Origin of the sequence: Paenibacillus sp. FSL R5-0473, assembly GCF_038004565.1 — a bacterium.
Classification (GTDB): Bacteria; Bacillota; Bacilli; order Paenibacillales; family Paenibacillaceae; genus Paenibacillus; species Paenibacillus amylolyticus.
In genome coordinates, this window is sequence record NZ_JBBORL010000001.1 from 1,772,205 (window position 1) to 1,795,314 (window position 23,110).

22 protein-coding genes are annotated in these 23,110 nt (G+C 43.4%); 18 read left to right on the forward strand and 4 right to left on the reverse strand.

Annotated elements, in window-relative coordinates:
* Positions 1–62 precede the first annotated feature (62 nt).
* From MKY28_RS07830 to MKY28_RS07840, 3 genes are all read left to right on the forward strand, one after another.
* Positions 63–599: a hypothetical protein gene (locus tag MKY28_RS07830; protein ID WP_036672873.1), complete on the forward strand. Its 537-nt coding sequence runs from the start codon at positions 63–65 to the stop codon at positions 597–599.
* 29 nt (positions 600–628) lie between these two features.
* Positions 629–1,357 (forward strand): DUF1361 domain-containing protein, encoded by a 729-nt coding sequence (locus MKY28_RS07835; RefSeq protein WP_036672872.1) that lies wholly within the window; start codon positions 629–631, stop codon positions 1,355–1,357.
* A gap of 230 nt (positions 1,358–1,587) precedes the next feature.
* Entirely contained in the window at positions 1,588–2,610 is a 1,023-nt protein-coding gene (locus MKY28_RS07840; RefSeq protein WP_340937861.1) for a serine hydrolase domain-containing protein, read from the forward strand.
* Between the two features lie 84 nt (positions 2,611–2,694).
* On the opposite strand, the gene MKY28_RS07845 is transcribed toward MKY28_RS07840, so the two are convergent.
* On the reverse strand, positions 2,695–3,675 hold the full coding sequence (locus tag MKY28_RS07845) for a serine hydrolase domain-containing protein (RefSeq protein WP_340935502.1): 981 nt from the start codon (positions 3,673–3,675) through the stop codon (positions 2,695–2,697).
* Between the two features lie 253 nt (positions 3,676–3,928).
* Between MKY28_RS07845 and MKY28_RS07850 the strand changes: the two genes are divergently transcribed.
* The 7 genes from MKY28_RS07850 to MKY28_RS07880 all read left to right on the forward strand — a co-directional run bounded on the left by MKY28_RS07850 (position 3,929) and on the right by MKY28_RS07880 (position 9,562).
* Positions 3,929–4,198 carry a DUF6809 family protein gene (locus MKY28_RS07850; RefSeq protein ID WP_100527308.1) on the forward strand — a complete coding sequence of 90 codons (270 nt, stop codon included), beginning with the start codon at positions 3,929–3,931 and terminating at the stop codon, positions 4,196–4,198.
* Positions 4,199–4,483: 285 nt separating this feature from the next.
* The gene (locus tag MKY28_RS07855) at positions 4,484–5,791 is read left to right on the forward strand and encodes an SPFH domain-containing protein (protein WP_047843479.1); all 1,308 of its coding nucleotides are present in this window, start codon (positions 4,484–4,486) and stop codon (positions 5,789–5,791) included.
* On the forward strand, positions 5,791–6,534 hold the full coding sequence (locus MKY28_RS07860; RefSeq protein WP_340935506.1) for a hypothetical protein: 744 nt from the start codon (positions 5,791–5,793) through the stop codon (positions 6,532–6,534). Before MKY28_RS07855 ends, MKY28_RS07860 begins: the two co-directional genes overlap by 1 nt.
* An 18-nt stretch (positions 6,535–6,552) precedes the next feature.
* A complete protein-coding gene (locus MKY28_RS07865) occupies positions 6,553–6,933 on the forward strand; it encodes a hypothetical protein (RefSeq protein ID WP_340935508.1) in 381 nt (126 codons plus the stop codon).
* An 87-nt stretch (positions 6,934–7,020) separates the two neighbouring features.
* Positions 7,021–7,398, forward strand: a complete 378-nt coding sequence (locus MKY28_RS07870) for a hypothetical protein (protein WP_340935510.1) — start codon at positions 7,021–7,023, stop codon at positions 7,396–7,398.
* A 20-nt stretch (positions 7,399–7,418) separates the two neighbouring features.
* Complete coding sequence (locus MKY28_RS07875) at positions 7,419–7,910, forward strand: hypothetical protein (RefSeq protein WP_340935512.1); 492 nt, start codon at positions 7,419–7,421, stop codon at positions 7,908–7,910.
* Positions 7,911–8,200: 290 nt separating this feature from the next.
* Positions 8,201–9,562, forward strand: a complete 1,362-nt coding sequence (locus tag MKY28_RS07880) for a glucoamylase family protein (RefSeq protein ID WP_235193894.1) — start codon at positions 8,201–8,203, stop codon at positions 9,560–9,562.
* A gap of 184 nt (positions 9,563–9,746) precedes the next feature.
* Here MKY28_RS07880 and MKY28_RS07885 read toward each other — a convergent pair whose 3' ends face one another.
* Positions 9,747–10,385, reverse strand: coding sequence for a TetR/AcrR family transcriptional regulator (locus tag MKY28_RS07885; RefSeq protein WP_036672856.1), 639 nt, complete (start codon positions 10,383–10,385; stop codon positions 9,747–9,749).
* Positions 10,386–10,511: 126 nt separating this feature from the next.
* Between MKY28_RS07885 and MKY28_RS07890 the strand changes: the two genes are divergently transcribed.
* Positions 10,512–12,074 carry an FAD-dependent monooxygenase gene (locus MKY28_RS07890; protein WP_340935515.1) on the forward strand — a complete coding sequence of 521 codons (1,563 nt, stop codon included), beginning with the start codon at positions 10,512–10,514 and terminating at the stop codon, positions 12,072–12,074.
* A 138-nt stretch (positions 12,075–12,212) separates the two neighbouring features.
* Here the strand turns inward: MKY28_RS07890 and MKY28_RS07895 are convergent, their stop codons facing one another.
* Complete coding sequence (locus MKY28_RS07895) at positions 12,213–13,751, reverse strand: hypothetical protein (protein WP_340935516.1); 1,539 nt, start codon at positions 13,749–13,751, stop codon at positions 12,213–12,215.
* A 163-nt stretch (positions 13,752–13,914) separates the two neighbouring features.
* Between MKY28_RS07895 and MKY28_RS07900 the strand changes: the two genes are divergently transcribed.
* The 7 genes from MKY28_RS07900 (at position 13,915) to MKY28_RS07930 (ending at position 22,053) form a co-directional block, all read left to right on the forward strand.
* A complete protein-coding gene (locus tag MKY28_RS07900; protein WP_340935517.1) occupies positions 13,915–14,721 on the forward strand; it encodes a helix-turn-helix transcriptional regulator in 807 nt (268 codons plus the stop codon).
* A gap of 134 nt (positions 14,722–14,855) precedes the next feature.
* On the forward strand, positions 14,856–15,812 hold the full coding sequence (locus tag MKY28_RS07905; protein ID WP_340935519.1) for an aldo/keto reductase: 957 nt from the start codon (positions 14,856–14,858) through the stop codon (positions 15,810–15,812).
* A 138-nt stretch (positions 15,813–15,950) separates the two neighbouring features.
* Positions 15,951–16,547 carry a cupin domain-containing protein gene (locus MKY28_RS07910; RefSeq protein WP_036613444.1) on the forward strand — a complete coding sequence of 199 codons (597 nt, stop codon included), beginning with the start codon at positions 15,951–15,953 and terminating at the stop codon, positions 16,545–16,547.
* A 206-nt stretch (positions 16,548–16,753) separates the two neighbouring features.
* Complete coding sequence (locus MKY28_RS07915; RefSeq protein WP_127549464.1) at positions 16,754–17,434, forward strand: hypothetical protein; 681 nt, start codon at positions 16,754–16,756, stop codon at positions 17,432–17,434.
* 549 nt (positions 17,435–17,983) lie between these two features.
* Positions 17,984–19,573, forward strand: coding sequence for a methyl-accepting chemotaxis protein (locus MKY28_RS07920; RefSeq protein ID WP_340935522.1), 1,590 nt, complete (start codon positions 17,984–17,986; stop codon positions 19,571–19,573).
* Between the two features lie 24 nt (positions 19,574–19,597).
* Complete coding sequence (locus MKY28_RS07925; protein ID WP_017687852.1) at positions 19,598–20,023, forward strand: chemotaxis protein CheW; 426 nt, start codon at positions 19,598–19,600, stop codon at positions 20,021–20,023.
* Positions 20,024–20,037: 14 nt separating this feature from the next.
* On the forward strand, positions 20,038–22,053 hold the full coding sequence (locus tag MKY28_RS07930; protein WP_340935523.1) for a chemotaxis protein CheA: 2,016 nt from the start codon (positions 20,038–20,040) through the stop codon (positions 22,051–22,053).
* A gap of 98 nt (positions 22,054–22,151) precedes the next feature.
* On the opposite strand, the gene MKY28_RS07935 is transcribed toward MKY28_RS07930, so the two are convergent.
* Positions 22,152–23,036 (reverse strand): LysR family transcriptional regulator, encoded by an 885-nt coding sequence (locus tag MKY28_RS07935; protein WP_036613457.1) that lies wholly within the window; start codon positions 23,034–23,036, stop codon positions 22,152–22,154.
* Between the last annotated feature and the right edge of the window lie 74 nt (positions 23,037–23,110).

The window sequence follows — 23,110 nt, forward strand, 5'->3', positions numbered from 1 at the left end:
TGAACTTATGTAATATGTTAGGAATATAAGCACAAATAGGAATAGGCATGGTGGTGGTTAAGATGGAAGAGACCGATTGGGGTTTAGCAAAGGATTTGTTCGTCAAACATTACGGGAGCGCTATACAGATGCATCGAGAAGGCGTGTATGCCGACTATAAGCGATGGGACGTACCCCAAGAGTTAGAGGAACAATGGATAGGAGAGCGAATTCAACAATTAAGTTCCGAGCTGTCTATCATGAATTGGGATGCGGTGGATGAACTTGCGTTAATTGCCAAACATCGGACAGAACCGAGTATAATTAAGGCCATTACAGCATTTGCTTCAAGACAATTGAAGAGTGCGGACAGTATGGTTCGTCTCGTGTATGCTGAACGTCTGATTGAGCTGATTAAACGGTATGAATCTTCTCTACCGATGGACAAGTTACGGGAAACCTATCAACTGACGATGGACTTGTTGGTTGATGTGGCGACTAAACCATTAGTGCTGGATCCAGGTCATGAATTACAGCAGTATGGATTAAAGGATAAACGAGGATTGAATTTGCGTGTGGAAAAGAATAAAGAAGAAATCATCCGATATTTTCGAAACTAATTGAATTTTATCAAGTGAGGTCAGAATCATTGAGAAAACTGAATTATATTCGCATATTTATTTTCCTTAGTGTGGTTACTATAGTAACGCTTGGCTTGTACTACGTAGCCGCAGATTGGCTGGATCAGCGTTATTTCCGCTTCCTGATCTGGAATCTGTTCTTGGGCTGGATTCCTTTTGTGTTCTCTTATGCAGCCTATCTTCTAAGTGATGTGAAATGGAAAGGTGCCGCATGGCTTGCAGTTGCAAGTGGTCTGCTGTGGTTGTTATTTTTCCCGAACTCTTCTTACATTGTTACGGATCTGGTTCATCTGACAGCGAGAAGTTCCCGGTATTATGGTGGGAACGGGGTGGACTACACGTATTGGTACGACTTAAGTGTTCTATTAATGTTTGTCTGGACTGGACTTCTGCTTGGATTCCTGTCGATGTATCAGCTTCAGGAAGTGATCTATCACCGAATTGGACGCTGGGCATCCTGGATCTTTGTACTGGTTGGCAGTGCTTTGGGAAGTTATGGGGTCTTGCTTGGACGTGTATATCGACTGAATAGCTGGGATGCACTGACGAATCGCGAGACGCTAATTGAACTGATGCACGAAAGTGTAAGCCGTCCGTCTCTGGCGTTTTGCCTGTTTTTTGGCACGTTTATTACTACAATCTATGCCACATTGTATTATCTGATTAATACGAGGTCTCCCCGTGAAACGAAGAAGAGTGCAGGAAGTCCCGAATCGGACCTGCAAGCGTTACGCTAACCTATGTTGTTTTGAGGAGATAGACTTACGGTAAAACGAGTGGAACAAGTGATTGAACAGCATTTGAGCATGCTTTGTCAAACTTAATCTTACGTTGTCTGAAGAAGGGTTATTTCCTTTTATAAGGGAGTAATCCTTCTTTTTATGAAAATTTGGCAGGTATGCAGGATATGACGAAGAATTAAGAATGAGAATGTAATGAATACATAGACAAGTAGGTGAACAACAAAATGTTGAATGCAGTAGAGCTGACAACAAAAGTAGAAGAAGTCATGGAACACGTGAATTTTTCGGGTGTTGTATTACTCCAGCAAGCCGGAAAAACCCTTTTGAATATGAAACGTGGTTATGCAAATCGCAGTGAAGAGCTTGCCAATCAGGTGGACACACGCTTTGGAATTGCATCAGGATGTAAGATTTTCACGGCAGTGAGTGTATGCCAACTGATTGAAGCAGGCAAGTTGTCTGCCGATTCCAAGCTGAACGATGTGTTGGATGTGGAGTTTCCACTGTGGGACAAAGGGATCACCATCCAGCAGTTGTTAACACACACGTCAGGCATTCCGGATTATTTCGATGAAGCAGTGATGGATGACTTTTCAGAATTATGGAAAGACAGACCCGTCTACGCGATGCGGCGTTTAAGTGACTTTCTGCCCATGTTTCAGCATCTGCCAATGAAGTCTGCTCCGGGTGAACGTTTTCATTATAATAATGCGGGTTTTATTGTGCTGGGGCTTGTCGTGGAACAACATTCAGGACTGGCGTTTACAGATTATGTGGAAGAGCACATTTTCAAAAGGTGTGGCATGAAGGACTCCGGTTATTTCGTAACAGATCAGCTCCCGCGTAACACAGCTTTAGGGTATATCGATCATGAAGATGGCTCTTGGAATACTAATATGTTCTCCATTCCTGTCAAAGGTGGATCAGATGGTGGAGCCTATGTTACGGCACCGGATATGATTCGATTTTGGGGTGCTTTGCTGGGTCACCAATTGTTGAATGAAGAGGCGACACAGCAGTTATTAACTCCACATGCTCATCAAGAGGATGAAGAGTATTATGGGCAGGGTATCTGGATTGACCGCAAGGGAGAAGCGATTTTCAAATTTCATGTCATGGGGTTTGATCCAGGAGTGTCGTTCATGTCTTCCGTGTATCGGGACTATGATCTACAACTGGTTGTGGTCTCTAATCAAGAGTCTGGTCCGTATCCAATAACAATTGCTATCGAAGAAGCTTTGGCATGACGAATAACCCCCAACCTATGGTCAGGTTATGGCCACAAGGTTGGGGGTTCATTGGTCGAACAGGATAGATAGGACTGCCTCCGGTTATAACATTTTCCATAGCTCAGGGGCGATTAATCGAGGGAAAACATCCAGCGGAGGTTTCTCTTTCTTTCGTTTGTCATTGGTTAACACCGTAACAAGTTCGAGCTCTGGGACAATATATACATACTGACCACCAAATCCTCGCGCGTAATAATAATGGAGATTGGGTTGGTTGTCTTCAGCAGCAATATTTTCGGAGTCAGACCTTTCGTTCGGATAGACATCCACCCACCAATGCCAAGCATAACTGCCGTGATTCGGTGGAGTGACTGTAATGAAAGGCTGCGTCGAACGGGATACGAGATCACTTGAAATGAGAGACTCACCCTCCCACATACCTTGCTGTAGAAACAGCTGACCAAATTTCAGCAGATCTACGGGTAACATCTTAAGACCGAATCCGCCGGTATGTACACCTTGAGGATCACTTTCCCATTCATAATCCTTAATTCCCAGCGGGCCAAAAAGATAACGTTCTGCGAACTCGGCTACGTCCATACCTGCATTTTGCATCAGGATGGCGGATAGGATCTGTGATACTCCTGAATTGTATTCCATGTATGTACCCGGTTCATGACTTAAGCGTTGTTCCAACGCAAAATCCACCCAATGATCGGTGCGGGTCATGCGAGGGAATGAATTCTGCCCGCCGAACTCGTCCCAGTTGAACCCGGCTGTCATGGTAAGCAGTTGTTCCAGCGTGATCGCTGGTTTGCGCGGATCAGGATCGGATGTCAACTGTGGGAAAAAAGTAGAGATTGGGGCTGATGCCTCTGGCAACAAACCTTTATCCTTCGCTATACAGATGAGCGCGGACAGCACACTCTTGGTACATGAATTGATTTTTGCAATATCAGTCGCAGCCTCTTGGTTGCGGTAGTGTTCGTACATAATCTCACCGCGTACGCTGACGAGGCAGCTTCGCAGATCCAGCTGCGGAACGATCTGTTGTAATTTGGGTGACAGTGATGAAGGATTCATAGTGTCCTTTCTGTACGGTTGATTTGTTATAGGATTTTGTAGAAATAGGTGTCCATTATCTTAGCATACTCCCGAGGTAGGGCTCAACAAGCGCTACATTATTATGTCAAAGCAAGCATGCAAAATGCGATATCCCATGAAAGCTATAAGAATCACATGCGAATATCGCATAAATTCCCAGCATTGTCTGTCAATCTTATATAATTGTCATGAGAAGAGTACCAGACATGTATAAGAGAAAGGGGTCTGTGATGTGGGAAATATAATAGAAGAATTATATTACGGTAACCTGAGACCAGAGGAGAATATTGTTCCTAAAGATTCGGAGTATCGATCTATTAACAAGGAGATTACAGCTTATATCGAAAAATTTCAGAGCAAGCTTTCGGAGGATGACTTTAAACAACTCGAGGTATTGTTTGATATGATGGATCAAGTTCACTCTATTCATTCAAGAGAGGCTTTTGCGAGTGGTTTCAAAATTGGGACGTTGATTATGATCGAGAGTGGATACTCAAGCTAATATTCTGGTTTTTCACAATTTGTGGTTACATAGTTAACCTCTTTCCTATGAAGATATGGAAGAGGTTTTTACTATTATGAATATGCTAAATATAGGAAAAATATCATATGAAACATGAACTATGTTAGTGCGTATTAAGGTTAGAAATGGTAAAATATCAATGCCTAGACATGGAATAAGTAGATTAAAGACAATTAAATATAGGAACTACTGTAGAATCAGTGTTTTAACAAAAGAACTTTTTAGTAAATTATAGTAATCTAATACTGAATTGAGGAATTAAACATGGCGATTATTGACGTAATTAAGTATGATGGCTCACCTGATGTGTTTGCTTGGAAACATCCCGAGACTGAACTGGGAACATGGACTCAGTTAATTGTTAATCAATCTCAACAAGCAATTCTTTTCAAGGATGGAAGAGCACTTGATATGTTTGGACCCGGAAGGCATACGTTGAGTACTGCAAATATCCCAATCTTGAACCGTCTCGTTAACCTTCCGTTCGGAGGAAAGTCACCTTTTGCAGCAGAAGTATGGTATGTCAATCAAGTAAGCGCATTGGACGTTAAATGGGGAACGGCGAATCCGATTCAGATCCAGGATCCCAAGTATAATATTATTGTTCCCGTAAGAACATTTGGACAAATGGGAATTAAAATTTCGGATTCACGAAAATTTTTGGTCAAGCTTGTGGGAACACTGCCTGAGTTTAACCAAGCTAATATGATTAATTACTTCCGTGGGTTGATTATCATGAATATTAACTCCATGTTGTCATCATATCTAATACATAGAAAAGTAAGTGTTTTGGAGATCAATGCATATATCGCCGAGATATCACGACATTTTGCAGATACGGTAGCTTCTACTTTTGAAGAATTTGGTATTGAGTTAATCAACCTGTATATTCACAATGTTAATCTGCCTGAAGAAGACCCTTCAGTCATTCGATTAAGAGAAGCGTTGGCACGCAAAGCTGAGATGGATATTATTGGGTACACATATCAGCAAGAACGTTCGTTTGATACGCTTGAAGGTGCAGCGAAAAATGAAGGAAGCATGCAGTCAGACATCATGGGCGCAGGGCTTGGTATGGGCATGGGGGTTGGTCTGGGTGGTTCTTTCAGTGGCGAGATGTCCCAGATGTCTAAAGTGATGTCTACGAAGGAAACGCCTGCAGTAAGTATATGTAAGCAGTGCCATCATCCGAATCAGGAGAACAGCTCTTTTTGCAGCAAATGTGGCAATTCATTAGCCGAAAAATCGGTAGCAACAACAGATTGCAACAATTGTGGACATGCCTTGCCAAAGGGAACCAAATTCTGTCCTAACTGTGGTGACAAATACCATGCATGTCCTTCATGTGGGGCGGATAATGCGGAGAACGCATTGGAATGTATCCAATGTCATCAACCGATGCCTAGCCCATGCCCAAATTGTAACCATATGAATTCCGGTCATACAAAATTCTGTGGCAACTGTGGCACAAGTTTAAGCTTGAAATGCAGTCGGTGCCAACATGAAGTAAAACCCGGCCAGAAGTTCTGTCTCGATTGCGGAAACAATCTGCAAGAAGGAGGACAGGCATAGTGATGGTAAAACGGAGCAATCTCTTGATTTTGGATGTCGTCTATTTAATATGCATGTTAGTATCCTCAATCGTTTCTTTTACGGTGTTTAATCATGCGCTACTATCGTTTTCTTTTTGGATGAATCTCGTTGCTTCTTATGTAGCGATTACGGCTATTTGGATCTACGCGCGGTTCATCATGCAAAATATGGATCGGTTTAAACGGTTTGTTCCAGGTTACACAGCTTTAGGTGTAGTATTGGGTATTTATCTGATTTGTGTGATGATCTACACGTTGTTAACAGGTTCAGCAGATCATGCGCTTCGCTGGTTCGTATTGTTACACACGTTAACGATTGCGATCGCAATTATTTTGTGCGGAATCATTATGATCTATATTCAAAGTGCGCGCCGTCATGAAACAGATGAACATACAAAAATCGCAAACTTACAATTAATCGAAAAAGCCTTACAGCAATTGCTTCATACCATGGTGCAACATCCCGTCCTAACTGTGGAAGAGGAGCGCAAAACCGTTCAATCATTAATTGAACTTGTAAAGTATAGTGACCCAATCACTCCGGATTTCCTTGAGAAAAATGACCGCCAGATCTTGCTGGACATTGAATTGATGAACAGTGAGCTTGCAAATCAGTACGAAGCAGGGGAATTGGTAAATAGTGAACGTTTTGCTTCGCAACTATCCCAGTTAAAGTTCCGTTTGAAAGAGCGCAATCAACAGATCATGACAAGCAAATCATAAATTGCAGGAGGAGAAACTTTGAAAAAGAAATTTGGGATTATATTCATTATAATTTCATGTATAGCAATTCTGTTCTCTTTAGTCGAACTATCCGAGGGAACGGATGTGGCAATTATCAATGCATTTGTACTTTTTGTAAGTGGGATTGTTCTGCTTGTTATAGGAATTAAAATGTGTGGTCGACCTAAATTTCAACTTAAAGCCGATCAACATTATGTTGACGATTCTAGTAGTAATGTGCAATATGACGGAGGTAACTATCACGAGGAGTATGAAGAAGTCGAGGAATCTCAAGAACCTTTATCCTTAATATGTTCAGGGTGTGGAGCTAGAGTAAAGGTATATCCTACTTCGTCTGCGGATTGTGAATATTGCGGAACAACGATGAGAATCTCGTAAACCGTGTAGCGGACTAAATGACTTCTTTTACGGATACTTGTAATATACACTGCTAGGTAGAGTGTGATGTTTTAAGGAGGAAACGCGGTGAAAAGATTTTTTGGAATTATATTCATTATCCTTTCGTCTCTGACGATCTTGTTATCTTTAATATTAATATCCGAGGGAACAGAAACAGCCATTATCAGTACGATAATTCTTTTTATCCCTGGGGTTATCGTACTTGTTACGGGCATTAAAATGTGTGGTCGACCTAAATCTCGTTCTAACACTGATCAATACCATCACAATTCTAATGATAATCAATATTACGAAGATCAGCATAATGAGAAATATGAAGATAGAGAAGATGAACCTCAAGAATCTGTATCCGTGAATTGTTCAGGGTGTGGGGCCAAGGTAAAGGTATATCCTACTTTGTCTGCGGATTGTGAGTATTGTGGAACGACAATGAGGATCTCGTAAACTGCATAGGAGGAATCGTGTTGTTAAGGAAGTTATTTGGACTCTTTTTTATGTTTTATGCCATTGCTATACCCATACGATTACTTATGGAAGAGAATTTCGTAGATCAATTGAATATAGTTCTTGTAGTTGAAATTATTATCGTTGAATTTTTATTTTTGTTTTTTGGTATTAAATTGCTTAGGAAAAAACGTGTTAAGAAAAAGCGTGGCCCTGAACGAAATTTTTATGGGGGAGACTATGGAGGTTCTCTTGATCGCGAAAATGCAAATCCACATACTTATTCAAGTTACAATAGCAACACCGTGAGTTACAGCAGTCATAATACAATTAACTATACAGAGATCAATTTTTCAGATAAGGAAAACACTGAAGAGAAAGTCGAAGAAAAAGTTGAAGAGCCACAAAGGCCTGTTTCAGTGAGTTGCCCGGGATGTGGGGCGAAGGCAAAAGTACTTCCTAAGCAATCAACGGACTGCGAGTATTGCGGAACAACAGTTGTAGCAACTTAGAACGGTTTAGAATGGATACGTGAAGGGTTAAGCCTGATTCCTATGGAGTCAGGCTTTTTACCTCTTCAATTTAGAATCTCTAAAAGACCCTCAAACGATCAAATCGTCATATAATTCCACGTGAGTTGCCTTAATGTAGTCCCTTTAATGAAACGTTTCGAATTTACATTTATTAATAAACCGCATAATAATCAGTATTTGTAAGCGTTCTATTTTATTGTTTACGGAAATGGGAAATTTATGATAACATATACACGAAACGTTTCGAATCCATTTGAAGGGAGAAAATCATGAAAATCATGAAAAAAGTAAAACAATTCAGCTTCATTTTAACTTTTTGTCTGTTAGCTAATCTAGCTTTAACTCCGATGGCTTCAGCAGGTGACTCAAGCAATTTAATTGGATTTCGAGCAGAATTGAAAGCGATTGCATATAAAACCTATACGTTTTTTGAGGACTATACGGATCAGAATACTGGCTTGACTTACGATGAAGTACGGCACACTGACAACGGGATAGAAGAAGCTAAACGTACCTCGCCCACAAACATCGCAATGTATATGATGAGTACGGTTTCAGCGCAACAATTGGGCATTATTTCAAAGAAAGAAGCTGTACATCGCCTGCAAACAACTATAAATTCCCTCGAGAAGTTAGAAAAGTGGAACGGCCTATTTTATAACTGGTATAACACGGATGACGGTTCGGTGAAGAAAGATTGGGGGCAATTTATTTCCCAAGTCGATAATGGCTGGTTATCCGCTGGTTTAATTGTTGTTGGGCAAGCCTATGAAGAACTTCATGGGGGAACAAGCAAGTTGGTTACAAATATGAATTATACTCCGCTATATGATCCTGAAGTCGGCCAATTCCGCGGCGGTTATGATGTGGCTAAAGGCGCGCTGACGGACCACCATTATGGGATGTTTTATACGGAACCACGTGTAGGCAGCTATATTGCTATTGGGAAAGGTGATGTTCCTCAAGATCATTGGTGGAAGATGTATCGCACATTACCTCAAGAATGGGATTGGCAAGCTCAGATTCCTCAAGGCAAATCCGTTAAGTACGATGGAGTGGATGTGTTTGAAGGAAGTTATGTATACAAGGATAAAAAGTTCGTACCAAGCTGGGGAGGTAGTATGTTTGAAGCTCTTATGCCCGGTATGGTCATAAAGGAAAAAGACCTGGGTACTCAAGCTTTGGGATTGAACAACCAGCGTCATGTCGAATTGCAAATCGAATATGCCAAAGAAAAAGGGTATGCCGCATGGGGCTTCTCACCTTCTGCCACTCCGACAGGTTACAGTGAGTTTGCAGCAACACCGTTAGGTACCTCAGGTTACAAAGATGGAGCAACGGTAACAGCACACGCAACATTCCTTGCTCTGGATTATGCCCCTGAAGCAGTTCGAAAGAACATTAAAGCTCTAAAGAGCTTCAAAATGTTTGGCAAATATGGGTTCTATGACTCAGTCAATGTTGAAACGGGAGAACTTGCAAAAGCTTATCTGGCACTGGATCAAGGGATGATTATGGTGTCGATCGCCAACTATCTTCAAGATGGCGTTATCCGCGATTATTTTCACAGTGATGTGATAGGGCAGACGCCAGAAGAATTATTGAAAAAAGAAGTGTTTTCCATTCAATGAAGGGCTGCTTTAGATTAGAGCAAGATCACTAACGAAATGGGACGAAGATTAAAAGATGGGCGGAACGAAGCAGGGTATCAGCATGCTTCGTTCCGTTTTTGCGTTTACCATTGATAATGAAGTCGCAGATCGATTAGATTATGGAATTTATCCGGAAATAGAAAAGGCATTTACAATGGCGATTTTAAGACTTACGTTGTGGGGCATAAGCGCAAAGAAAGACGCGTACGCCTTCGGTGATGATATGTTTAGTTTGGTCCTCCTCTAACGTCCCGATTTTTCCCGGTTGATTGAATACCAATAAAAACGTTAATGCAGCGAAGTGCTTTGCAGCCATTATAGGATCAATCACATGGAGCAGTCCGTTTTGTCCAAACGCTGTAAACCTCCTGATAATCCCCTCTTCAGTTGCGTTATCCAGCCTTTCAAAAAACGAGTCTGGCAGGTTGGCAGCTTCCACCATAACCAGACGGATCAAAGCCTTGTAATCTGCCGAACCGTTTGCAGAAGCTACGATTTGCTCACAAAATAAAATGAGCGCCTGCTCAAGATCTTCGAATTTCAAGAGGTGGTCTGAAATCCCTTGCTCAATCATGACCAGAATCGCCGAACTGGATTCTTCCACAACGGCAAGCAGTAGGTTCTGTTTGTCGCCATAATAATCATAAACTGTCCGTTTGGAAACTCCCGCTTTAGTTGCGACCGCATCGACGCTGGAACGATCAAACCCGTCTGAAAGAAACAGATCTCGTGCCGCCGCAATAATTTTAGCTCGTTTGTCTGAAGAGCCTTTGCGGATTTTCTTGTTTTCCGTATGATCCATTCTTACGTTTTCCCCCTTATATGTATATTTAAGAAATTGATTAGAGTCCTGCTTTACAAACTACACTGTACGGTGTAGTGTAACAAATGTAGCGTATCAAATCAATGCTCAAGGAGGTTTTTGTCCATGAATACCATACCGTCTGTTGTTGATGTTCTCATCGTCGGGGCCGGACCCACAGGGCTTACACTTGCCTGCGACCTTGCCCGTCGAAACGTCAACCATCGTATTATTGAACGAAGCACCGTGTATAACGTTGCATCTCGCGCCAAAGGAATCCAGCCTCGCTCGCTTGAAGTCATCGATGATTTGGAGGCCGTTCACTACATTGTTGATACAGGTGTTGTGGACTTGCCTGTTCGTTATTATACCGCAGATGGCAGAAGTGTGGACAAGCCGACTATTACCGTTGCAGCGAGCGCCGAACTTGAGACACCCTATCGTGATCCGGTCTGGATTGCTCAATTTGATGTGGAAAAAGCGTTGCGCGACCGATATGCAATGCTTGGCGGTCAAGTTGAGTTGGGCATGGAAGCTGTAGGGCTTGTTCAGGATGTGGATGGTGTATCGATAACGGTGAATACAGCACAAGGAGAAGAGCAAATTCGTGCTCGTTATGTAGTCGGCGCTGACGGGGGCAAAAGCAATATCCGCAAATTTATACACTTACCGTTGGTTGGGGAAACACATGATCATGAGCGATGGTATCTTGGCGATGTAGGATTGGAAGGGTTAGATCGTGACCATATCCATATCTGGACTTCTTCGGAGGGGATGATCGGGGTGACACCGCTGCCAAAATCCGATATTTGGCAACTGCAGGCTACAATTCCGGCAGACATCGATGAACCAGAGCAGCCGTCGTTAGAGGGGTATCAAGCCATGTTTGACCGTCGTGCCGGGTCCGGACGTGCCCAGCTTACGGATGCATCTTGGTTGTCCATCTACCGTGTCAACGTTCGTATGGTTGAATGTTACCGAAACAACCGGGTTTTCCTTGCCGGTGATGCTGCTCATGTTCATTCACCGGCCGGTGGTCAAGGCATGAATACGGGAATACAGGACGCATACAACCTCGCCTGGAAGCTGGCGGCTGTCATACGCGGAGCGGACACCGCCTTACTTGACACGTACGATGAAGAGCGCCGCCCGGTGGCTCAAGCCGTGCTCAAAGACAGCACAAAGAAGATGGGAGGCGTCATAGGAACGGCGACAGAAGGCGGAGTGTTGTCCCAATCCTTGAGCACCATATCCGACGATCTGACGAGCGGGCTTCTCATTTCCTATCGTTCAAGTTCGCTTACCCGTCCGTCTGCTCGAACAAATGCTACCCGTTTACTTCCTGGAGATCGTGCTCCTAATGCTAGGGGACTACAAGGCACCGGGTTTGCAGGAAGTGTCTTTGACCTCTTGCGCGGCCCACACTGGACGCTTTTGGCTTTTGCAAACTACATCGATCCTTCTCTGAAGAACTTCACCAACGATGCACTCCATTTGCATTATATCCTTCCATCGAAGGTAGAGGGAGCGGAAGGCATAATTGACACTGCAGGGAACGCTTATCGAATTTACGATGTCGCAAGTAAAGAGCTTGTATTGATTCGTCCTGACGGTTACATCGCCCTGCGCACCTCCATTGATGATACCGCATCGATCCTGAATTACTTGAATTTGTGTGGCTTATCATAGGATCGAGCGACCCAAGGCTCTGCCCGAGTCACGTCGTCTTATTGAAAATAGAGTGCAAGAAATTCTATTCATGCAAAAAAGGGTCCTCTAATGTTCATAACAGGACCCTTTTTCCGTAAACAACGGTTTATTGGTGAACTAAAAATCCCTCAAACGATCAAATACCTCATATAATTCCTCGTGATTGACCTTAATCAAATCATCTTGACGCAGTTCCCAATTCTCCTGTAACTGATTCAGTAACTCCGTTAGAACAACATAAATCTCTTCCCGCTCAACAGTTTCAATAAAGCCGGTCTTGGCATCCATCTTGTTGAAGGCCTGTGTGTAGTTCTCAACCATGGAGACGAGCTGTTTGTGCATAGCTTCCTGATTGTTAAAATCTTGACTTAATTGACGGATTTCCTTCAAGCACTGCTTGTACAATTGAGCTGCTTTTTTGGCGTGTGCCGCCTTGATATGGTCCCGCCCATCCCAATCCCGAAACGGATTGTTCAGGTTCTCCGCAAGCCATTCCGGTTTGCGTGCTTTGGTGATTTCCATATCAAGTCCGGCAGCAGCGTTTTTTTTATATCTTGTTTTGATCGATCTGGCTGCATCGGCAGGCAGGCTGGTTAGCCACAGCGTAGCCAATTGTGGAAGTTGCTCTGGGTCAGGGAATTCTTCACCATTGAAGCCGAACAGGTCATATGTAGTGAAGGTTTGCAAATTTGCCAAATGCTGAATCGACTCTATATGGGATACATTGCCGGGTTTACCCCACAGTCGCAACTCTGAAAGCTCAGGATAATACTGCACAAGTGGCTCCAGATTGATTTCCGTGATATCTCTGATATACAGACCTTCAAGTCGTGAGATACCCGTAACCTGTGGCAGGCCCGATGGAACATTGAGAGTGATGCATCTACCGTCTTCATAAGCCAAGATACGCAGATCAGGAGACAACTCTCCTGTGAAATTCAGACTTTTCATCTTTGTGTTCAAAATTAATTCCTTCAACCCACTGACATCCACAATAAGTCTGGTCAGGTGGCTCTTGCTGATATCGAGCATCGTTTGACCATGATGTATGATATGAAGTTCATTAATGAACGGGTTGTCCTCTATAAATGAAAAGATTGATTCCGTATATCCATCCATTTCAATATGTGTCAGACAAGGTAGCTTTGCGAGTTCGGCTACATCTTCAGAAGATGTAGGGCTGAAATCGCGGAGTGTACTCGTACTGCCCCGCATTACACGATCGCCAATCATCACTTCTTCGTCATCATCCGCAGCTTGTTTGAACTGCGCTCTTCGGATCGCATCGATACCTTCCCATTCACGCTGGAGATAGAGACTTTCTCCGATCGGCCAGCCTCCGCCATACGTATTTGTTTCCTCGGTGTAGAGAGGAGGGATGTTGCCTGCAAGCACATACTGTGAAGGAACATTAGCACTCACGAAACTATGGGCAAGTCGGTCATTCCAGAAATAGAAATTACAGATCAGCGGTTTCATCTGATGAAGATGCATTTCATTAGGCAGTTGATCACCAGTCCAATCCAACTGAAGGACGGAGGCAAGCGTGTCAGAAGTTTTACCCTCTGTTTCTTTCAGTCCAGTTACCTGGCAGGCTGTATATTGTTGTAATTTTTCGACGTACACGCAGTACACATCTCCAACATTGGGGATCATGTTATGCTCCTTTCGTTCTGCATCAATCGATGCTAAGCTACTTGTAAACCAAGTATTCTGTAGAACTAATAATAGATGAATTATATCAAAGTCATTCAGAGACTACCATTTTGGGATAGAGTCGAATAGGCTTGATTACTTTTATAAAAAAGGAACGATGTCTATGGATACAAGTATGAGCCGCAACAAAAAACTGGGTGAGTTTTTGAAATCACGGAGAAGCCGCATTCAACCGGAACAAGTTGGATTGTCAGGATCTTATGGACAGCGAAGAACATCCGGTCTACGGCGGGAAGAAGTAGCGGTATTGGCTGGTGTCAGTGCAACGTATTACACGTGGCTCGAACAGGGGAGGGAGTTGGCGGCTTCACGAGAAGTGATGCAGAGTATAGCGAATGCGCTCCGTTTAACCCTGGAAGAGAAGAGTCATCTGTTTGACTTATGGGACCCTAATACGGAACATGAATTCCTTGCTTCGTATTCGCAACTGGAGCCAGGGTGGCAGAGTATTATTGGCCAGTTGACTCATCCTTCCTTTATTACTAATGAACGTTCTGAGGTACTTGCCTGGAATGAAGCTGCAGATACGAACCTCTTCAACTTCTCGTCGATGAATGTGAATGAGCGTTTGATGATGCGGATTTTATTTCTGGATACAGCGCTCAGGGAGCGTATGCACAACTGGGAGGAATTCGCGCGGCACTCGGTAGCCGTATTCCGTACGTATTATGACAAGTATCCGAGTGACCCCGAATTTAGCAGAATCGTGAAACAATTGAGTGAAGAAAGTATAGACTTCCGAACGATCTGGAACCTGCACCAAGTTGAACTAAAACAAGTCAATCGTGTCCTGCTTGAAACGACGGATCGGACAGATGGCGTTGTGCATGCATACGATATCTTTTCCATGAATAATCTGAACAGTCAATCAGGCATTCATTGTTGTATTTACGTTCCTGTTGCCATATAGAAAGTTAATCAAACTGGTAATTTCTTTACTAGCATAAACAGAGTGTGGTTGGGGTCTCGGAAGTGAAATAGAATGAACTCAAGTTCAACGTATCTAGTTAACGTTTCTATTTCAAGATGAAAAGAGGGAGCCACATGCTCAAAACAAGAACACTGGGAAATGATAAATTACGAATATCTGCGCTCGGCCTGGGTGTGATGATGATGCCGGATAATGACGAATCGGTACATACCATTCAGGGTGCGCTAGATGCAGGAGTCACCATGTTTGATACGGCGGATCTGTACGGAGCGTATGAAAAACAGCGATTTGGAGGGAATGAAAAACTGCTTGGACGCGCGCTTCAAGGTCGAAGATCCGAGGCAATCATTGCCACCAAATTTGGTATAACACACACCCAGGGCCCCAAGGGAGATCCAGCCTACATCAAAAAATCAGTAGATGCGAGTCTCTACAACCTGGGAATGGATTATATCGATCTGTATTATCAACATCGTCCTGATCCGAATACACCCATTGAAGAGACTGTAGGCACACTTGCCGATCTGGTTCAACAGGGGAAGATTCGATATATTGGTTTGTCCGAAGCGCCAGTAGAGATCATTCGACGTGCACATGCTGTTCATCCAATTACAGCGTTGCAGACCGAATATTCATTATGGAGTCGAGAGCTTGAGGATGAGATTATGCCTGTCCTGCATGAATTGAACATTGGCTTGGTTCCATACAGCCCTTTGGGGCGGGGCTTCCTGACAGGTCAGATCCGTTCTATAGACGATCTGCCGGAAGATGATTATCGTCGTCACTATCCGCGTTTCCAAGGTGAGAACTTTCAGAAAAATCTGGAGGTTGTTGGATTGATCCAAGAGATGGCTAAGCAAAAAGGATGTACGGTCTCTCAACTTGCTCTGGCTTGGTTGCTTGGAAAGGGAGAACATATCGTTCCGATCCCGGGGACTCGCAATCTGGAAAGAGTTCACGAGAACTTAGGAGCGCTACAGGTTTCACTTACGGATGATGAGATGAACCAGATAGATCACATATCTCCCCAAGGCATTGCAGCCGGAGGCAGATTCCCTGGTCAAGTCTAGTTTGTTTATACAAGATTCTAAGAAATCTAAAGTTCAGGATTAAAAACAATATATAACATGTGTCAACGGTATTATCTTTCTATTCTCCGGCATACAGTACAACAATGAGATGTATGCCCAAGGAGGAGAAATGATCGAATGATGAATCCGATTTTACAAGCCCCGAATGTTCCGCTGGCAGCCGATTCCAATGCGGTTGTCAATTATCAGAGGGATTCACGCAACTATGTAACCCAGTTGTTTGGAGAACAGCTGCCGACCATTGCAAATGGGTTCTTCAACGTGTACTTAAGCAAAGGAATCATTGTGCAGCCACACTGGCACACCAATGTCACGGAGATGGTTGTGGTCATCACCGGTGAAATTACAGCGTCAGTCTTCAATCCGTTTACGCGTGAACGATTGACATATCGTCTGAAACCAGGTCAGGTAGTGGTATTTCCGAAAGGCTGGTTTCACTGGTTTGTCGCTGAGACAGATGATGTATATGTATTAACTATCTTTGATCAACCAACGCCTGATATTGTGTTTGGAGCGGATTTCTTGGCAGCTACACCGCCGGAGGTGGCTCACCGCGCGTACTGTTTGGATGAAGAGGCATATGCGAGAGCTGTTGCTTCCATTAAAAATGATGCGATTCTGGGCCCTCCAATAGGGTGTGATACGCAGGTTTCTGATCAATCGACCTCACCTTCCAAGACGTCCGTGTCACCATCCAATAAGCTGAAATCTTAATTCAAGATTCCGTATTCATGATCAAAGTACACAGCCTGTAACTGGAGAATATCAGTTGCAGGCTTTTTGATGTGTCGATGTAATAATCGTATGAAGTCCATAGAGGGGCTGGTATTCTATTAGAAAAAATTCAAAATGCCTGAGTCAGTGGGTTACGTTCTCTGTTAGTATAGTATGAACATCCAACCAAAACGGAGGACTCACGAATGAACATGTCAGAAATGAAAACGCTTGAAACTGCAATGAGTTATGCACCTATTTTGATGTTTGACAGAGCCGAACCCTTTTATCCTGATTTTGTTGGCATTTCTGTGTTGCATCAATCTGGGCCTTCACCATCGTTCAGAAGGGACATTAAGTTTCCGACCGAGGTAGTACAATATGTAATTGAATATGCAATCTGGTGGGATTATGAGATTGGACATCTGTATGAAATGGAGCATGTATGGGTTTATGTGGGTCATGACGGAGAGGTAGTAGACTGTGAAGCCAGCTTTCATGGGAAGGTGCTGCGCGGATTATTGAAGGAACGGGTCAATGTGGTTGGACATCATGTATGTCTGTACTCACAGCCTGGCAAACATGCTTTCTCACCACTTCCGGTTGTATTTGAGTTATTGCCAAATCTGTATAGTGCAGCAGGTGCCGAAGCTGGATGTGATGGGCTACTTGTGAATGAGTTGTTTCAAGATTATTTTGAAACAAATGAACAGATCGATGATCAGGTAGAGCGTTATCTGCAGACCAAAGCGTTTGTACCTACCATGGAGTTCGAAGAATATTTACTAAAACCGGAGATGTTCATGACGTGGGATAATCTGTTTGGAATTATTCCGCACAGGATTAAGGACCGCTTAATGGAACTGGAGCAGCTATATAACACATAAGTAATTAGTTTTAAACGGGTTTAATGTTAATTTAAAGTGTATTTTTTCGCTTCAAAACCAAACTTTGTTGATTCGGGTTTGGTTTTTTTTATGGGAAAATGGACTCAGTATAAGTAATCATTTATTAGACTTAGGTCTTGAAATGTTGAGTGTGTACAGAAAAAATACATAATTTTTTGTGTGGAAAATGATATTTGTTAGACGTAAGAACTATATAACTTCTTGTATAAATATAAGAAGATCATCTCACATGAAATTTTTGTATGGAGATGTATGTGAAAGTCAATGCAGAATGCTGAATATACGTATATGTGTAAGTAGAAATAACCGTTAAATAGGTAAAAAGTATAATTTATATTAAAAAGAAGATTCTTTATATCTGAAATAAAAATTCATAATAGTGCAAATTTATAGAAATAAAAATCTCCTATTCAGTTTTAATATATTTATGTCGAAATAGATCGTAAGTTGTCTGGAGCGCGACCAAGAGAAGGGTTTACCAAGCGTTATATACATAACTGGACACTACGATGCCTAGGAGGAGATTACATGAAGTGGTTTGGAAATTTGAAAACAGCAACAAAGATTATCTCAGCGTTTTTAGTTGTGTCGATAATCCTTGCGGCGCTTGGCGTCTACTCTGTAGTAACATTGAGAAGTACGAATGAACGAATGCAAGAGATGTATAACAACAATCTAATCTCTGTGAAAGAATTATCCTCTGCTCAGATTGATTATCAAAGAATGCGTGTGAACGTGCGTGATTTGAGCTTCGAAACCGTTGAAACCGAAAAAACTCGGATCACGGAGAACATCGCTTCGATCCGTCAGAGTGTGAATGATCGCCTGACCATCTATCGTCCGCTTGCAACAACCCCTGAAGAAATAGAGTTACTCCGTAATTTTGATGCGGAATATCCAGGATATTTAACAATGTTTGAAAGAGCAACTAATCTGGCTGTCGCAGATGATCAAAGTGCCTTTAATACCTACCTTAAAATTGAGCTTAAACCACAAGGGGACAAAATTGTTGAACTCCTTACCAATTTGATCGACCTTAATGAAAGTATGGCTGAACAGGCGAATATACAATCTCAGGCTGCCTATTCACAAGCATTTAAAGTAACGATAATTCTTGTGGTTCTGTCCGTACTCTTCAGTATTCTCATTGGATATATCATCTCTCGCTCCATTTCGAAGCCACTCATGGCCATGCTGGGTCTAGCTACGGAAGTTGCCAACGGAAATCTGATCCTTAAATCAGACATCTCTAGCAAAGACGAAGTGGGTCAACTGGCTGCGGCATTGAATCGTATGGTCGACAACCTGAAAGAGTTAATCAACAATATCGTGATGAACTCTCAAAGTGTTGCAGCTTCTTCGGAACAGATCTCAGCCAGCACACAGGAAATTGCGAGCACCAGCACGAGCCAATCCAGTGAGGCAGGAAATATCTCCGAATTGTTCAAGGAGCTTTCACTTGCCATTAACTCCGTCGCTGCAAGTGCAGAAGAAGCGGCTGAACTGTCCAACGATACGGTGAAGACTGCTCGTGAAGGTGGACTTGTTGTACAGACTTCATTGGAAGGTATGCAAGCTGTTAATACAAAAATGACCAAGCTTGAAGATGATTCTCGTAAAATCGGTGACATCATTGAAGTGATTGACGATATCGCTGAGCAGACCAATCTGCTCGCGCTGAATGCTGCAATTGAAGCGGCACGTGCCGGAGAACAAGGGCGAGGATTCGCCGTAGTAGCAGATGAAGTCCGGAAGCTTGCCGAACGAAGTGGCGAGGCGACCAAAGAAATTACAGCCATCATCAAAGCAATGCAGGAAAATACGAGACAAAGTGTGCAAGCCGTAGCAGCCAGTGTTGAGCAGTCTTCCATGACGGGACAGGCGTTTGATCAGATCATTGATATGGTCAATAACTCTTCACAGAAAGTAAACGAAATTGCTGCTGCATGTGAAGAAGAAGCAGCCCAAGCCGCAGAGGTGATGAGCTCTGTTGAATCCATCTCGGCTTCCAGTGAGGAATCCGCAGCAGCGTCTGAAGAGACAGCGGCAACATGCCAGTCTCTGGCAAATCTGGCGGAAGAACTGGCGAATTCGGCAGCTGCCTTCAAAACAAATTAATAAAATTGAATTGAGGGTGAATTGATGTCTTCACTTCAGAAGGAACAATATATTGAACTGTCTGTAGGTGCAGAGACTTGCGCCATTCGAATCGAAGAAATTCACGAAATTATTAAAATGCTCAGCATTACAGATATCCCATTCAGCCGCCCAGAGATCAAAGGGGTAGTTAATCTGCGTGGCAAGGTTGTATGTGTGATGAGTCTGCGGAACCTGCTGGGTATGCCGGATGAACCGGACACCAGAGCAACGCGTATTATCGTAGTTCGACATCAGGAAGAATATATTGGCTTGATCGTGGATCGCGTGAACAAGGTAACCACATATTCCGAAATTCATCCGCCAACCGGCGGATATGGTCGTAACCGTGAAGGTTTATTCCATGGTGTGGGTCAACAGGAAGACAAGCTTGTGGGCATTTTGAAACTGGACGAAATATTGGGCGGTTAGGGAGGTATATACGAATGATGGATTTGTCTGCCTACCGTGACATCTTTATCGAAGAACTGAATGATCAACTGGAACGTATGGATCAGTCTTTATTGGCATTGGAGCTTTCGCCATCTGTAGAACTGGTTCAGACGCTGTTTCGGGCAGCCCATACCATCAAGGGATCGGCATCCACAATGGATTTCCGTGAATTAAGCGACCTCACGCATGAAGTGGAGTATGCTCTTGAATGGGTCCGGGAGAAAAAACCGGAGATGACTTCGGAGCTAATTGATACGTTGTTCCGCTCTTTGGACGCCATGAAGGTACTTCGTGATCAGTACATCCGTGGGGAAGCCTATGCAGATTTTCGAGCAGTAGTAAGAGAAATAAAGGATTTAATTCAGACTCCGGCAGTAGTCGGAAAACTTATAATACCTCAATTGCAACCAGCAGAATCGATTATGGCACAGGTAGCTATTGTGTCAGGGAAGCAGTTATTGTCCATTCATGTTGTGCTGGAGCAGAAGTGCATGATGAAAGCGGCCAGATATCATATTTTACGACAACGCATTGAGGACATCTGTGGTACGGTTGTCGCTACTTCGCTCATGGAGAGTCAACCGGGCGCGCAGAATGAAGATGATCATTATGGTCAGTTCATCATCATCGTAGCAACGTCGAATGACCAACAGCAGCTTAAGGCAGAGCTGTCTTCAGACTCGGATATTCATATGCTGGAGATTGATCCATATCTGCTGGAATCCAATGAGGTTGCAGCGACTTCTGCACCACTTGAATTAATCTCTGAAACAGAGCAAACGAAACAAAGCTTGCCTACCGTAAATACAACTGGGCCGGATGAGAAAGTGAAAGCTGCTCAACCTACAGTTCGTGTGAGTGTTGAACGTCTGGACCATTTGATGAATTTGGTCGGTGAACTGTTAATTGATCAGACATCCCTTGCAGATCTGAGTGGATCGGGTGCGCGTAAGGAGTCTTCAACACTCATCCGGAGTATTAGTGGTGTATCCGATCATATGGGCAGGGTAATCAAGGAACTCCAAGAAGGTGTAATGAAGACACGGATGTTACCCATTGATCAACTATTCAGTCGCTTCCCGAGATTGGTTCGTGACCTATCACAGAAGCTGGGTAAGGATCTGGAACTGGTTATTCAAGGTGGAGAGACTGAGCTTGACCGGATGATTATTGAAGAACTGAGTGACCCGCTGATCCATCTCATCCGCAACAGTGCAGATCATGGCATTGAAAGTGCAGAGGTTCGGGCGGAGAACGGTAAGCCGTCCAAAGGACGTATTACATTAACTTCGTTTCATGAAGAAAATCATGTTGTCATTCGTTATTCGGATGATGGCAAAGGTATCGATGGTGAGAAGATTAAAGCTTCTGCCTTGGGCAAGGGCATCATTAGTGAGGAACAGGCTGCACGCCTAACAACACAGGAAGCTGTCCACCTCATATTTGAACCTGGCTTCTCGACGGCCTCTTCTGTCAGTGAAGTATCAGGACGCGGTGTTGGAATGGACATCGTGCGTAGTCAGATCGGGCGACTCAACGGCATCATTGATATTGATACGGAGGTTGGTGTGGGTACCACGTTTACGATTCGTCTACCGCTCACACTGGCGATTATTAAAGGTCTGTTAGTCAAAGTATCGGGTCGTGTGCTGATCTTGCCGATGTATAATGTTGCTGAGATTGTTCGAATTTCACCTGAAGATATTCAGATGATCCAGGGGCAACAAGCGATCCTGAATCATGGACGAATTGTACCTTTTCACCGACTGTGTGACAGGCTCAACTATCCACGAACAGACCGCAAATCCAAGACCATTCCACTGGTGATCGTGCGTTCCGTTGATAAAATTGCAGCTTACGCAGTAGATGAGATTATAGGAAATCAGGAAGTCGTTATTAAGACACTTGGTACGTATCTGGGAGCGATGAACCATCTATCTGGAGCAACGATCCTCGGTAATGGTAAGGTTGCCCTTATATTGGACGCGTCCTATCTGGTGAGTGTTTAATCGTTAGATAAACACAAATTTTTATGAAGGCCAAAAAGCCTCATCATCCATAACTGGACGGTGGGGCTATTTGTTGTACCTTTTGACATTGTGACCACTCAGGATTTGAAAATGAGATCCATAAACCGGTTGGCTGCCAGAGAGATCGGCATATTGCGTTTGGTCATAATCCCCACATGGGAAGGGGGGAGCGGGACATCAAGCTGAATTTCGAAGAGAGAGCCTTCCTCCAGCTCTTTGGAGATAAATTCACGTGTGACATAGGAAATACCCAGTCCTCGACGCGCAAACTCAATCAACAGATCAACACTACCAACCTCAATCTCAGGTTTTAACGTGTAATTATAGCTGTTAAACAACTCAGTTATAGCCATCCGAACACGGCTGTTCCGGGAGAAGAGGATCAGTTGATGCTCCAGAAGCATCTCAAGTGTCATGATTTTACCCTTCAACTGAGCATAACGTTCCCCAGCTACAAAACAGTCCTTCAACTGAATACTTTCCCTGACTTCTAGCTGTGGATCAACAATGGGCATCCGAACAACACCAAGATCAATCTTGCCTTCTTTCAGAAAGGTGATGACTTCCGGCGTAGTTCCATGACTCAGATGTAGCTTGATATTAGGGTACAAGGTGTGAAATTCCTCTAGATACGCCAGCATGTAATGCTTGAACAGGGAGTCACTGCCACCAATTCTCAATTCACCATTGTCGAGATTCTTCAGTGCGGCCATTTTTTCTTCTGCAAGTGAGATCAGAATCTGGGATTGTTCAATATAGGAGTATAGACTGGCACCTTCCTGTGTCAGCGCTACACCCTTGGAATTTCGATAAAACAAGGTAAGACCAAAGCTCTCTTCCAATTGCTTAATGGCATGACTGACGCTGGGTTGAGTGATATACAGTGCTTTCGCAGCCTGTGTCAAACTTCCCGTTTTGGCGGCCCAATAAAAGACTTTATATAGTTCGTAATTTGTAGTCATAGATGTGGTCTATAGCTCCTGTGAAATATATTAATTACTTGTATGGCTATAAAACGTATTATAGTGTAACTACA

Coding starts and splice junctions, on each gene's coding strand:
- MKY28_RS07880 (WP_235193894.1), top strand. CDS start 8,201: ATGAAAATCATGAAAAAAGTAAAACAATTCAGCTTCATTTTAACTTTT.
- MKY28_RS07915 (WP_127549464.1), top strand. CDS start 16,754: ATGAACATGTCAGAAATGAAAACGCTTGAAACTGCAATGAGTTATGCA.
- MKY28_RS07840 (WP_340937861.1), top strand. CDS start 1,588: ATGTTGAATGCAGTAGAGCTGACAACAAAAGTAGAAGAAGTCATGGAA.
- MKY28_RS07930 (WP_340935523.1), top strand. CDS start 20,038: ATGATGGATTTGTCTGCCTACCGTGACATCTTTATCGAAGAACTGAAT.
- MKY28_RS07845 (WP_340935502.1), bottom strand. CDS start 3,675: ATGAATCCTTCATCACTGTCACCCAAATTACAACAGATCGTTCCGCAG.
- MKY28_RS07910 (WP_036613444.1), top strand. CDS start 15,951: ATGATGAATCCGATTTTACAAGCCCCGAATGTTCCGCTGGCAGCCGAT.
- MKY28_RS07890 (WP_340935515.1), top strand. CDS start 10,512: ATGAATACCATACCGTCTGTTGTTGATGTTCTCATCGTCGGGGCCGGA.
- MKY28_RS07920 (WP_340935522.1), top strand. CDS start 17,984: ATGAAGTGGTTTGGAAATTTGAAAACAGCAACAAAGATTATCTCAGCG.
- MKY28_RS07895 (WP_340935516.1), bottom strand. CDS start 13,751: ATGATCCCCAATGTTGGAGATGTGTACTGCGTGTACGTCGAAAAATTA.
- MKY28_RS07885 (WP_036672856.1), bottom strand. CDS start 10,385: ATGGATCATACGGAAAACAAGAAAATCCGCAAAGGCTCTTCAGACAAA.
- MKY28_RS07935 (WP_036613457.1), bottom strand. CDS start 23,036: ATGACTACAAATTACGAACTATATAAAGTCTTTTATTGGGCCGCCAAA.
- MKY28_RS07830 (WP_036672873.1), top strand. CDS start 63: ATGGAAGAGACCGATTGGGGTTTAGCAAAGGATTTGTTCGTCAAACAT.
- MKY28_RS07900 (WP_340935517.1), top strand. CDS start 13,915: ATGGATACAAGTATGAGCCGCAACAAAAAACTGGGTGAGTTTTTGAAA.
- MKY28_RS07905 (WP_340935519.1), top strand. CDS start 14,856: ATGCTCAAAACAAGAACACTGGGAAATGATAAATTACGAATATCTGCG.
- MKY28_RS07855 (WP_047843479.1), top strand. CDS start 4,484: ATGGCGATTATTGACGTAATTAAGTATGATGGCTCACCTGATGTGTTT.
- MKY28_RS07925 (WP_017687852.1), top strand. CDS start 19,598: ATGTCTTCACTTCAGAAGGAACAATATATTGAACTGTCTGTAGGTGCA.